9 protein-coding genes and 1 pseudogene are annotated in these 13,414 nt (G+C 45.5%); all 10 read left to right on the top strand.

Translation table 11 applies throughout. The features are described 5' to 3' along the window. The first annotated feature begins 63 nt into the window (after positions 1–63). The 10 genes and pseudogenes from prmA (at position 64) to dnaE (ending at position 13,393) form a co-directional block, all read left to right on the top strand. Positions 64–966, top strand: a complete 903-nt coding sequence (gene prmA, locus VF685_RS06395; protein ID WP_168408508.1) for a 50S ribosomal protein L11 methyltransferase — start codon at positions 64–66, stop codon at positions 964–966. A gap of 18 nt (positions 967–984) precedes the next feature. Beyond that, on the top strand, positions 985–1,854 hold the full coding sequence (locus tag VF685_RS06390; protein ID WP_005178772.1) for a DUF3426 domain-containing protein: 870 nt from the start codon (positions 985–987) through the stop codon (positions 1,852–1,854). Positions 1,855–2,222: 368 nt separating this feature from the next. Next, positions 2,223–2,492: a DNA-binding transcriptional regulator Fis gene (fis, locus tag VF685_RS06385; RefSeq protein WP_001086304.1), complete on the top strand. Its 270-nt coding sequence runs from the start codon at positions 2,223–2,225 to the stop codon at positions 2,490–2,492. A gap of 91 nt (positions 2,493–2,583) precedes the next feature. Further along, complete coding sequence (gene purH / locus VF685_RS06380; RefSeq protein WP_005178775.1) at positions 2,584–4,158, top strand: bifunctional phosphoribosylaminoimidazolecarboxamide formyltransferase/IMP cyclohydrolase; 1,575 nt, start codon at positions 2,584–2,586, stop codon at positions 4,156–4,158. 155 nt (positions 4,159–4,313) lie between these two features. Continuing rightward, positions 4,314–5,597 (top strand): phosphoribosylamine--glycine ligase, encoded by a 1,284-nt coding sequence (purD, locus tag VF685_RS06375; RefSeq protein WP_016659107.1) that lies wholly within the window; start codon positions 4,314–4,316, stop codon positions 5,595–5,597. Between the two features lie 263 nt (positions 5,598–5,860). Next, positions 5,861–6,390: pseudogene (locus tag VF685_RS06370) on the top strand (GNAT family N-acetyltransferase). Between the two features lie 507 nt (positions 6,391–6,897). Next, the gene (locus VF685_RS06365; RefSeq protein ID WP_075166892.1) at positions 6,898–7,767 is read left to right on the top strand and encodes a MetQ/NlpA family ABC transporter substrate-binding protein; all 870 of its coding nucleotides are present in this window, start codon (positions 6,898–6,900) and stop codon (positions 7,765–7,767) included. A 75-nt stretch (positions 7,768–7,842) separates the two neighbouring features. Beyond that, positions 7,843–8,868 (top strand): methionine ABC transporter ATP-binding protein, encoded by a 1,026-nt coding sequence (locus tag VF685_RS06360; RefSeq protein WP_075174374.1) that lies wholly within the window; start codon positions 7,843–7,845, stop codon positions 8,866–8,868. Beyond that, the gene (locus VF685_RS06355) at positions 8,865–9,560 is read left to right on the top strand and encodes a methionine ABC transporter permease (RefSeq protein WP_286385006.1); all 696 of its coding nucleotides are present in this window, start codon (positions 8,865–8,867) and stop codon (positions 9,558–9,560) included. The genes VF685_RS06360 and VF685_RS06355 overlap by 4 nt, the downstream gene beginning before the upstream one ends. 266 nt (positions 9,561–9,826) lie before the next feature. Then, a complete protein-coding gene (gene dnaE / locus VF685_RS06350; RefSeq protein ID WP_440203590.1) occupies positions 9,827–13,393 on the top strand; it encodes a DNA polymerase III subunit alpha in 3,567 nt (1,188 codons plus the stop codon). Positions 13,394–13,414 lie beyond the last annotated feature (21 nt).

The following is a 13,414-nucleotide window of genomic DNA, read 5'->3' as shown; positions in this document are numbered from 1 at the left end:
GTAGGCGAAACCGATTGCCTTCCGCTACAATATCCTTTTGAAAAAACAAATTAGGTTATTCCTGTGAAGTGGTTACAAATACATATTACTGTTGATCAAGCTCAAGTCGACTTTACTGAAACATTACTCAGCTCACTGGGTGCCGTGAGTGTAACGCTGGATGATGCTGAAAATCAGGACTTGCTTGAACCACTTCCAGGCGAAACACCGCTGTGGAACAAGGTGATTGTGACCGGTATTTATGCACAGGACGAAAACGAAGAAATTGATGTTACTGCGCTGGAAACTTTCATTCGCACTCAACTGCCAGATGCACCAATGCGTAGCGAATTCCTGGAAGATCAGGTCTGGGAACGCTCATGGATGGATTATTACGAGCCAATCCAGATTGCTGAAAAATTCTGGATTGTACCGGAATGGCTGGAACCCCCTGAAGCAGATGCCGTGAATATTAAACTGGATCCGGGTCTGGCCTTTGGTACCGGTAACCATGCCTCAACGTTCCTGTGCCTGCAATGGTTAGGTAAAACCGATGTTAAAGATAAAATCGTCATCGACTATGGTTGCGGTTCTGGCATTTTAGGTGTTGCTGCCCTACTTTTAGGTGCGAAAAAAGTCTATGCCACTGATATTGACCCACAAGCGGTTTTAGCCACCCAGCAAAATGCTGAATTGAATGGCGTACTGGATCGTCTGTTTGTCGGTCTGCCTGAAGAGTTTAATGAAACCTTAAAAGATCAGAAAGCCGATGTACTGGTTGCCAACATTCTGGCTGGCCCGTTAATGATGCTTGCGCCTGAATTCGCAACTTTAACCAAATCTGAGGGAGAGTTCGCACTTGCAGGTGTAATCGAAGAGCAAGTTGCTGAAGTTTCTAGTGTTTATTCTGAATTTTTTGATATATTAGAGGTCGAAAAACGTGAAGAAAACTGGTGCCGAATTTCCGGGAAGCGCCAGCCGCATTAATCAACCTCTATAGATCTTATGAGTGAAAAGCAGACCAAGTGCCCCGAGTGTTTAACCACCTATAAAGTTTCTGTTGCACAGCTTACAGTGGCTCAGGGCATGGTTTGCTGTCCCAAATGTGCCTCTACCTTTAATGCACTCTCGCATCTGGTGCAGCCAAAGCCTGCGCCAACCCAGCTCGAATACAACGGTTTTACTGGTGGACAGGTCAGTTCGCCGGTTCTGGCCGATCATGGTCTGGCTTTTGACGACACACATGAAACCCATCTGCTGGATATTTTTGACCGTAAGGTTGAACATTCCAATATTGATTTAAAGACCTACTTAAACAATCTGAATTATTTCAGCACCGAACCGATTGCCAGTATTCCCTCGATGAATCTGTCTGAAAATGAACTGCAGCAAGAACGCAAGAAACATGGTGCGGGCTATTACACGCTGTGGGGTATTGTCAATTTTAGTCTGGTCGGTTTGCTGATTTTCCAGATTCTATGGTTTAACCCGAAATTTATGAACAACAGCCCTGCCCTGACTGTGGCTTTTAACGGGGTCTGCCAGCTGTTTAACTGTGAAACCTTTGAAAAGCAGTACAGCCTGATTTCAATTAACCGTGTGCGGGTGAAACGCTATGACCATGAACATACCTTGTTCTCCGGCGAGCTGATCAATTTTCATGACAAGAGTTTGGTATTGCCAAAACTGAAAATCACCTTAAAAGATGATAATGAAGAAGTGGCGACCTATGTACTCGAACCGAAAGAGTATTTAATTAAAAGTCTGGCCAGCATTGAGCGGATTCCAAAAAATACCCCATTCAAGTTTGAAATTCAGCTGCCAGTGACCCGAAAAAGCTTTGATACCTATAATTTAGAAATTATCAAGCCTTAAAAATTAAAAAAAAATGTAAAAAAAGTGCAGTTTTCTTGCTCACTTTTTCTAAGACAATGGTATGATACGCGCCACGTAAGCTTAGTGCTGCATACTCCTCAGTAATTCAAAACAAATAGAAACTCGCAGAATGCGCCTTATTTTCAATAACGCGTATTGAGCAGGTTTTTTCGTTTCGATTTTTGGTCTGTAACAATTATTAATCTATTGTTACGCTTATTTTTCGACCAGCGCTGTGAGTTGTGGCAAGCTAAATGTTCCAGTTTTAGAACTCTCGTTTTAGGATCTAAAACGGGGTTCATTTATTTATAGACCACATTTATATATCACTTTACCCAAGTGATATCTGATTTTTCGGATTAATTCGCATGAATAGCAAATCTCCTATTTTTACTGCACAATCTGATGTCGCTCTTCGTATCCACGTTGATCGCGCAGTTCGCCATTACTTTGCTCAATTGCAAGGCGAGCAACCTTCTCAGGTGTATGACATGGTGCTAGCAGAAATGGAGAAACCTCTTTTATCTGTAGTTCTAGAATATACACGTGGTAACCAGACACGTGCTGCCGAGATTCTAGGCTTAAACCGTGGTACTTTACGTAAAAAGTTAAAAGCTCACGGTTTAATGAGTGAATAAATGATAAAATGCTCGCGGCTTTCGTGGGCATTTTTTTTAACCGCATTTTGCTAATGTTTTAATCTGTTTTTTGATAACTGTGACGAAAATCATGACTATTAAACGCGCTTTAATCTCTGTTTCTGACAAAACTGGAATTGTTGAATTTGCACAAAATCTAGTGGCTCTTGGGGTAGAAATTTTATCTACAGGCGGTACATATAAGTTGCTTAAAGACAACAATATCGCTGTAGTTGAAGTTTCAGAGCACACCGGTTTTCCAGAAATGATGGATGGTCGTGTAAAAACTTTACATCCTAAAATTCATGGCGGCATTCTGGCTCGTCGCGGTCTAGACGAAGCTGTAATGGCAGAACACAACATCGATGCAATCGATTTGGTGGTAGTGAACCTTTATCCATTTGCAGCAACGGTTGCAAAACCTGACTGCACCCTGCCAGATGCGATTGAAAACATCGACATCGGTGGTCCAACCATGGTTCGTGCTGCGGCGAAAAACCATGCGTCTGTCGGTATCGTCGTCAACGCATCTGACTATGCGACTGTTATTGCCGAGCTTAAAGCTGAAGGCAGCCTGTCATACGCAACCCGTTTTGACCTGGCAGTGAAAGCATTTGAACATACTGCACAATACGACGGCATGATCGCATCTTACTTAGGCGCTCGCGTAGGTAAAGAACAAGGCGAAGCAGACAAATTTGCGCGTACGTTCAATACACAATTGAACAAAGCACAAGATTTACGTTACGGTGAAAACCCGCATCAATCGGCTGCATTCTATGTAGACCCAGCGGCAACTGAAGCATCTGTTTCAACAGCTAAACAGCTGCAAGGTAAAGAACTTTCTTATAACAACATCGCCGACACTGATGCTGCGCTTGAATGCGTGAAATCATTCGCGAAACCTGCTTGTGTGATCGTAAAACACGCCAACCCATGTGGTGTTGCGGTATCTTTAGACGGCATTCAAGCGGCTTACGACTTGGCTTATGCAACCGATCCTGAATCTGCATTCGGTGGCATCATTGCATTCAACCGTGAATTAGACGTTGCAACTGCACAAGCCATTGTTGACCGTCAATTCGTTGAAGTGATTATTGCACCAAGCGTTGCTGAAGGTGTTTTGGACGTGACTGGCGCGAAGAAAAACGTACGTGTACTGGTCTGTGGCGAATTACCAGCAATTGACGAACGTGCGCCACAAATGGACTACAAACGTGTCAACGGTGGTTTGCTGGTGCAAGACCAAGACTTGGGCATGATCACCAAAGATGATCTTAAAGTGGTGACCAAACGTGCTCCAACCGAGCAAGAAATTGACGACATGATCTTTGCCTGGAAAGTGGCGAAATACGTGAAGTCTAACGCGATTGTGTATGCGAAAAACCGTCAAACCATCGGTGTGGGCGCAGGCCAAATGAGCCGTGTAAACTCTGCGCGTATTGCAGCAATTAAAGCTGAACATGCAGGCCTCGTGGTTGAAGGTGCAGTGATGGCATCTGACGCATTCTTCCCGTTCCGTGATGGTATTGATAACGCTGCGAAAGCAGGGATCAAATGCATTATCCAGCCGGGTGGTTCTATGCGTGATGAAGAAACCATTGCAGCAGCTGACGAAGCTGGTATTGCCATGGTGTTCACTGGCATGCGTCACTTCCGTCACTAATTAACTAAATTAATTAGAAGTCGTATTTAATCATCCCCCTAAATCCCCCTTTGTAAAAAGGGGGACTTTTCGCGTAAGAGAACAGTGTTTTTCGCGATTCCCCTCCCTTTCTTAAAGGGAGGTTGGGAGGGATTCAATTTTGAGGGATTTTTTAAATGAACATTTTAGTTTTGGGTAATGGCGGTCGTGAACATGCATTGGCATGGAAAATCGCACAAGATGAAAAAGTTGCTAAAGTTTTTGTTGCACCAGGCAACGCAGGTACAGCAACCGAAGCTAAATGTGAAAACATCAATTTAAGCATTTTAGACAATGCGGCGATTATCGACTTTGCAAAAAACAATGCGGTAGATTTAATCGTGGTTGGTCCTGAAGCACCGCTGGTCAATGGTGTGGTGGATGCTTGCCGTGAAGCAGGTTTAAAAATCTGGGGTCCAACCCAGTTTGCAGCGCAGCTTGAAGGCTCTAAAGCATTTGCCAAGCATTTCTTAAAACGCCACAACATTCCAACTGCATTCTATGACGTATTCACTGAAGTTGATGCAGCCAAAGCCTTTGTTGAAAAAAATGGTGCGCCGATTGTGATTAAGGCGGATGGTCTTGCTGCAGGTAAAGGCGTAATCGTGGCGATGACCAACGAAGAAGCATTTGCAGCCATTGATGACATGCTGGCAGGCAACAAATTTGGTGATGCCGGTTCTCGCGTAGTCATCGAAGAATTCCTTGCAGGTGAAGAAGCATCATTCATTTGTATGATTGATGGCGACAACATCTTGCCAATGGCCACTTCTCAAGACCATAAACGTATTTTTGAAGGCGACCAAGGTCCAAACACAGGCGGTATGGGTGCCTACTCTCCTGCGCCTGTGGTGACTGCAGACGTATTTGAGCGCGTGATGAAAGAAGTAATGCGCCCAACCGTTGACGGTATGAAAGCAGATGGTCACGTATACACCGGTTTCTTGTACGCTGGCTTGATGATTGATGAACAAGGTCAACCAAAGGTAATCGAGTTTAACTGTCGTTTCGGTGATCCTGAAACTCAACCGATCATGATGCGTTTAAAATCATCTTTGGTTGATCTGGTTGAGGCTGGTATTGCAGGTAACTTGCCAGCAGAAGCTGAATGGGATGAGCGTAAGACTGTCGGTATTGTTTTAGCATCTAAAGGCTACCCAGAAACGTCTAGCAATGGCGATGTGATTTCTGGTTTAAACACCGAAATGACCGATGCCAAAGTGTTCCATGCCGGTACAAAAGCCAATGAAAATGGTGAGATTGTCACTGCTGGTGGTCGTGTACTTTGCGTAACTGCACTAGGCAACACCATTGGTGAAGCACAAGCAAAAGCTTTAGAACTTTGCCAAAAAGTAACCTTCGACGGCGTTCAATATCGTAAAGATATTGGTTACCGTGCGATTGCGCGTGAAAATGCTTAATTCTCTCTTAGATTGATTAAGTAAAAAAACCCCGCTGAATGCGGGGTTTTTTATGCTTCTAAATTTTCCCTCTCCTCTCAGGAGAGGGTTAGGGAGAGGTGCTTTAATTTTTCATTATGAAGCCAACCCTCCGCCTCACCTTCTCCCTGAGCCATATATAGCGCAAGAGAAGGGATTTCATGTCTTATCTCATTACGGAAATTATCATTCTTTTCTTGATAAATGCATTTATGATGTATCAAGAGCTTATTAATCATTTTAACATGAAAATCCACCTCCAAACCCCTCGCCTGATCCTCCGCCAATGGCAAGACAGCGACGCTGCCCCATTTATCCAAATGTGTGCCGACCCTGAAGTCATGCGTTATTTCCTCAATCCCTTGACCGAGCAACAAAGTCGAGCCTTTATGCAACGTATCCAAAGTTTTATTGCCACACACGGCTGGGGCCTGTTTGCTGTCGAACTAAATTTATTGGCTTACATCAGCATCTGGAACACTATGATTTTGCCCCGTGCATTGAAATTGGCTGGCAACTGGCCAAGCAATACTGGCACAACGGTTATGCCACCGAAGGTGCAAAAGCCATACTGGATTATGCTTTTCGTGAGCTACAGCTGGACAACGTGGTTTCCTTTACTACCGTGCTCAATGCTCCCTCGGAAAAAGTCATGCAAAAAATTGGTTTAAGCAAAGTCAAAACCTTTGCGCATCCGCTGGTGCCGGCAGATCATCCTTTACTTATGCATGTGCTCTATCAGATTGATCGCCAAAGCTATCTGCAAACTCATTAAAAAATCTCAAGGCTGGATGAAAACTGTCATAGGATTGAAGGAAATAATCATTATAAAGATCTATCATCCTACCCCATCTGTGCTATATCTATTTTTACGATTTAGATTGGATAATTTTTTATATAAACATCTATAAGATTTTTTCATAGATTTAGCCCTTTCAATTCAAAATAGTAAATTGATTTATTTATTCTTTTCTTATTTTATGAACTTTACTTATGAAAGAATACGGCTAAAGGTCTAGTTTCTATACACTATTTTGTATATCAATTTATTGTTATGATGTAGACCATTTTTTCGCTATCTTCTAAAAATAAAGTTTTCAATTACATGGCTTTAAGCGCTTTTAAAGTCAATTGAAAAATACAGCAGATAGCTGAAAGCCTAAACGAATTCGCGCACTGGATGGACTTGAATCTCGCCTCTTTCGGCTCAAGTGAAATCCCGGCGCTTAAAATTATCAATAAAGTAACAGCTTGGCTGCTTCACTTTATTTGGGATGGACACATGAAAAAGTTCCTTGGCCTGGTTCTAGGTCTTTCTGTTGGTTTAGCTGGCTGTGCAAAACAGGAAACGCCGGCAACTGACGCCGCACAAACTGATGCTGCAACTGTACAAACCGTCACCATGGCATCTACCGGTTCCGATGCTGACATCTGGCGCTATATTGCGACTTTGCCTGAAACTGAAGCGGCGGGTATCAAGCTGGAAGTGAAAAACTTCACCGATTACGTTTCAATGAACACCGCTGTGGCAAACAACGAAATTGATGTGAACGCATTCCAGTCTTATGCTTATCTGGTGGCTTACAATGCCAACAATGAGCAGAAGATTGCGCCGGTTTCGACTACCTATCTTGAGCCAATGGGTATTTACTCAAGCAAAGTGAAAAAAGTGGAAGAGTTCCAGAACGGCGCGACCATTGCTATTCCGAATGATGCAGCCAATGAAGCGCGTGCCCTGCTGTTATTGCAATCTGCAGGTCTGATCAAGCTGAAAGCAGGCTTCTCTCCTGCAACGGGCACTCCAAATGACATTACTGAAAATGCCAAAGCAATTGTCATCAAGCCAATTCAAATGGCGACTGCAGTTCGTGTTAAAGATGAAGTTGATGCCATTGTGCTAGGCAATACCCTAGCGATGGAAGGCGGTTTAAACGTACTGAAAGATTCAATCTTCTACGAACCAATTGACCAGAGCACCAAGCTGAACGTCAACGTATTGGCAGTTGCAGAAGCACGTAAAGATGACCCGATCCTGAAAAAAGTCGGTGAGCTTTATCACACTGAAGCGGTGAAACAGTATGTAGATCAAAACTTCGGTGGCACAAAAGTTGCGGTAAATAAACCTGTCAGCTATTTAACTGAAACCAATTAAGCATATAATGCTGAGTTAACAAACAGGCAAAGTGTACTTTGCCTGTTTTTCATTTTTGTACAGTTTCTTGACGCTATGATCGAATTTAAGAATATTTCCAAACATTATCAGCTTAAAGGCCAGACCATTCGCGCGCTGGATCAGGTCAATCTGCAAATTCCAGATGGCAGTATCTTTGGAATTATTGGTTATAGTGGTGCAGGAAAAAGTACCCTCATTCGTCTGATTAATTTGCTGGAGCGCCCGAATGAAGGTCAGGTAATCATCAATAACACTGACTTTACCGCTTTAAGTGCCAAGGCGCTGCGTCAGGAACGTGCCAATATCGGCATGATTTTCCAGCACTTTAACCTGCTGCAAACCAAAACCGTAGCGGCCAATATTGAAATGCCGATGAAACTGCTCGGCTGGTCGGCGGCAGAGCGTGAAAAACGCCTGAATGAACTGCTCGAATTTATTGATCTGAAACATAAAAAAGATGCCTATCCAGATGAGCTGTCTGGCGGTCAAAAACAGCGGGTCGGGATTGCCCGTGCCCTGGCCAATCATCCTAAAATCTTACTTTGTGATGAAGCCACCAGTGCGCTGGATCCGCAAACCACGCAATCGGTGCTGGAACTGCTAAAAAAAATTAATCGTGAACAAGGCATTACCATTGTCATGGTCACCCATGAAATGGATGTAATTGAATCAGTCTGTGATTATGTGGCCGTTATGGAACATGGCCAGGTGATTGAAACCGGTTCTACCCTGGACATTTTTAGCCAGCCGCAGCATCCAACCACCAAGAATTTTATTCAAACCGTGCTGCAACAGCAGTTACCGGTGAATATTTTAAACAATCTGGAAAACCAGAATCAGCACAGTATTTACTGCCTGAAATTTTTAGGGAAATCGGCGCAGGAAACCGTGATTCAGGCAGTAATTAAACAGTTTGATTTAAGCCTGAATATTTTATTTGCCAACATGACTGAAATTAATGGCGCGGTGATTGGGCAGATGTTTATTCAGTTGCTAGGGGACCCGGCCATTATTCAGCAAGCACTTCAGTTCCTCGAACAAAATGGGGTTCAGGTTGAACAAGCAGGAGTACAAGGATGAGAGATTTAATTGTCCAGTGGCTCACCAGCCTGACCGCGCCGTTCTGGAAAAGCGCCCTGTCGATGGACCAGTTTGTCACAGCCTTACAAGAAACTTTCCACATGGTGTTTTTTGCCATGCTGTTTGGCTGTATCTGGGGCTTTATTCAGGGGATTACCCTGGTCGCCACCCGTCCGGGGGGTATTTTACCGAACCGCGCGATTTATCATGGCCTGAACCCGATTGTAAATGCGCTACGTTCCCTGCCATTTATTATCCTGTTAATTGCCGTTATTCCTTTAACCAAGTTTCTGGTCGGTACCTCAATTGGCACCCGGGCTGCCATTGTCCCGCTGACCATTTATGTCGGTCCATATATTGGCCGTCTGGTGGAAACCTCATTGCTGGAAGTGAATGAAGGGATTATTGAGTCAGCACAAGCCATGGGTGCGACACCGCTGCAGATTATTTTCAAGTTTATTTTGCCGGAAGCACGTAGCTCGCTGATTCTAAACCTGACCACCGCCACCATCAGCCTGATTGGTGCAACTGCAATGGCCGGTGCCGTCGGTGCCGGTGGTATTGGTGATCTGGCCATTTCTTACGGTTACCAGCGTTTTGATACCAGCGTGGTGATTCTGACCGTCATTGTACTGCTGATTCTGGTGCAAATTGTGCAGATGCTGGGTGAATGGCTGGCTAAACTCAGATAAGGATTCACCTCTCTATCCAGAACGAGACAGATTACTCATTCTCAAATTAATCACCCTCTACGGAGGGTTTTATTTTGGCTGTTAATCACCCTCATAGCAGCCCGAAAACGCTGGTTTTCAGCCCATGCAGATTACTGTTCAAGTGATGAGAAACCAATCCGCTACGTTGGTTTACATATCTAAAACTTCGCCATTTCCCCTTAATTTCAAACTGAAAGCCAAAATCCCGTGCTAAAATGTGCAGGGGTTTTTGCAGGGACTGATTTATGCACTTTGTTCATCTTGGTATTCATACTGAATTTTCGATTACAGAATCTATCGTACGTATACCTGATTTAGTCAAAGCCGCAGCCAGTGAAGAAATGCCTGCCCTGGCCATCACCGACCTGTCCAACCTGCATGCCGCCGTCAAATTCTATGGCAAATGTCTGGGCAAAGGCATCAAGCCGATCATGGGTTCGGAAATCCGCCTGAATGATGCCGAACATCGCATGACCTTACTGGCCATGAACAATCATGGCTGGCGTAATCTGACCGAAATCGTGTCGCGCGGTTTTATTGAAGGCCAGCAGCTGGATATTCCCTGCGTACAGAAAGACTGGGTCTTGGAGCAGCATGACGATTTAATCGCCCTGCTCGGCATTCACTCCGATGTCGGTAAAATGCTCTGTACCTCTAACCCGCAAAAAGCCGAACCTTTACTTGAAGAATGGATTGCCAAGTTTGGAAACCGGGTTTATCTGGCCCTGACCCGCACCAATCGCCCGAATGAAGAAGACTTCATTTATGAAGCGGTACAGCTGGCGAAAAAATATAATATTGGCGTGGTGGCACATAATGATGTGCACTTCATCAGCCGTGAAGATTTTGAAGCGCATGAAGCGCGCGTCTGTATTGCCGATGGTTATGTTTTGGGCGATAGCCGCCGACCAAAAAACTACAGCCCGGTGCAGTATTTTAAAACCGCTGCAGAAATGACCGAGCTGTTTGCCGACATTCCGTCTGCCATTGAAAACACCTATCACATTGCCAAGCGCTGTAATGTGACGCTGCAACTGGGCAAATACTTCCTGCCGGATTACCCGATTCCGGAAGGCCATACCATTGAAACCTTCTTTGCGCATTTATCCAAGGAAGGTCTGGAAGAGCGCCTGAACCATCTTTATCCGGTAGCGCAGCGCGATGAAGACTGGCCTGAAATCCGCAAACCGTATGATGAGCGGATTGAATACGAAATTAATATTATTAACTCGATGGGATTCCCGGGTTACTTTCTGATCGTGATGGACTTCATTCAGTGGTCGAAGAATAACGGCGTGCCGGTCGGTCCGGGTCGTGGTTCGGGTGCCGGCTCGCTGGTGGCGTACAGTTTAAAAATTACCGATCTGGATCCACTGCGCTATGAACTGCTGTTCGAACGTTTCCTGAACCCGGAACGTGTCTCGATGCCCGACTTTGACGTCGACTTCTGTATTGCCGGCCGTGACCGCGTGATTGACTACGTGGCCCGTACCTATGGCCGTGATGCGGTATCGCAGATTGCCACCTTCGGTACCATGGCCGCTAAAGGCGCGATTCGTGACGTGGCCCGGGTTTTGGGTAAATCTTATGGTCTGGCCGACCGTATTTCCAAAATGATTCCGACCAAACCTTTGGGGCTGAGTCTGGAAGAGTCGCTGGCGGCTGAACCGCAGCTAAAAGATATTGTCACCAATCCGGGCAACCCCGACTATGACGATGCTTCTGAAATCTGGGAAATGGCATTAAAGCTCGAAGGCATTACCCGAAATACTGGTAAACACGCCGGTGGTGTGGTCATTGCACCGACCAAAATTACCGACTTCTCTGCGGTACTGTGCGATGCCGATGGCACCGGCCGGGTGGCCCAATACGATAAAGATGACGTTGAAGCCGCCGGTCTGGTCAAGTTCGACTTCCTGGGGCTGCGTAACCTGACCGTAATTGAAGATGCGGTGCAGAATATTAATAAACGGGTTAAACCCGAGATCCCGCTGGATATTGCCCATATTCCGCTGGATGACAAAGATGCCTATTTGGTCTTTGCCAATGCCAATACCACCGCGGTGTTCCAGTTTGAATCCGTGGGCATGAAAAAGATGCTGAAAGAAGCACGCCCGAGTAAATTTGAAGAAATTATTGCTTTCGTATCTTTGTATCGTCCGGGTCCAATGGATCTGATTCCGGACTTTATTCACCGTATGCATGGCGGTGAATTTGAATACCTGCATCCGCTGCTCGAAGGTGTACTGGAACCGACTTACGGCATTATGGTGTATCAGGAACAGGTGATGCAGGCCGCACAGTACTGTGCCGGCTATACGCTTGGTGGTGCGGACTTGCTGCGCCGTGCCATGGGTAAGAAAAAACCCGAAGAAATGGTCAAGCAGCGTAAAATCTTTATTGAAGGTGCGGCCCAAAAAGATATTGATGAAGCCACCGCCAACCATATTTTCGACTATATGGAAAAATTCGCCGGCTATGGTTTTAACAAATCACACGCCGCTGCCTATGCGTTAGTAGCCTACCAGACCGCCTGGCTCAAAGCCCATTACCCGGCCGAGTTCCTGGCTGCCGTCATGTCCTCGGAAATGCAGAATACCGATAACGTGGTGTTCCTGATTGATGACTGCCGCCACAATGGTCTGGAAGTATTACCACCGTCGGTGAATATGTCGCTGTATCATTTCCATGCCACCGATGACAAAACCATTGTGTATGGTTTAGGCGCAATTAAAGGCGTGGGTGAACAGGCCATGCAATCGGTGATTGATTCGCGTATCCAGCAAGGACCATATAAAGACCTATTTGATTTCTGTCACCGGATTGACCTGAAAAAAATCAATAAACGAACCTTAGAGGCCCTGATTCGTGCCGGTGCGCTAGACTGTTTAGGCATTGAACGTTCCAGCCTGATGGTGCAGTTACCGGAAGCGGTGCAAGCTGCAGAACAGGCCCGTTCTAACCGTGAAACCGGGATTATGGACCTGTTTGGTGAAGTCGAAGAAGTGCAGCGCAAACCGGCCAAACCGGTTAAACCGTGGTCCGATGAAGTCCGCTTAAAAGGTGAAAAAGATACTTTAGGCCTGTACCTGACCGGCCACCCGATTGATGTATACCGGGCTGAGCTGAAATCCTTTATTCCGGCGCGAATTAATGAACTGAGTCCGACCCGCCGTGGGGTCACCACAGTCTTTGCCGGACTGGTGCTGGATGTGGCCAACTTCCCGAACCGGGTGGTGGTGACCTTAGATGATGGCACCGCACGAATTGAAGTATCAGCCAATCACGAGCGTTTCCAGCGCTTTAAAGACATCATCCAGGTTGAAAAAGTGGTGGTGATTGAAGGCGAAATTTATGAGCGCGAAGGTTTTGACCGTCCAATGGGGCGTCTGACCAAAGCCTTTAGCCTGAATGAAATCCGTCAGAAACGGGCTAACAGTATCAAGATTACGCTATCTGCCGAACATGACAGTAAAACGCTGAGTCGTGATGTACAGCAGATTTTGATGCCGTATACCAATATTGATATGAGCACGCATATTCCTGTGATTCTGTATGTAGATTATGGTTATGCCACTGCTGAACTGCATTTAGGCGTGCAATGGAAAGTCGCGCCAATGGATGAACTGCTGATCAAGCTACGTGATTATTTTGGTAAAGATGCTCTGCATATCGAATATCAGGTGAAATCTAAAGCCGCCCAAGCGGTGGCGCATGAGCCCAAGCCTGCCCACGTTCCGGCACCTCCAGCGGACATGAGCATGGATGATGCGCTCGATTTATATCAGGCCGAAATGGGTCAATATTCTTAATTTAAAATTTTCTTTATTCTG

Source organism: Acinetobacter sp. Brlt_5 (assembly GCF_051949055.1).
In the GTDB taxonomy this organism is placed as follows: Bacteria; Pseudomonadota; Gammaproteobacteria; order Pseudomonadales; family Moraxellaceae; genus Acinetobacter; species Acinetobacter indicus.
The sequence above is the reverse complement of the archived record's forward strand: the minus strand, read 5'-3'. Positions and strand labels throughout refer to the sequence as shown.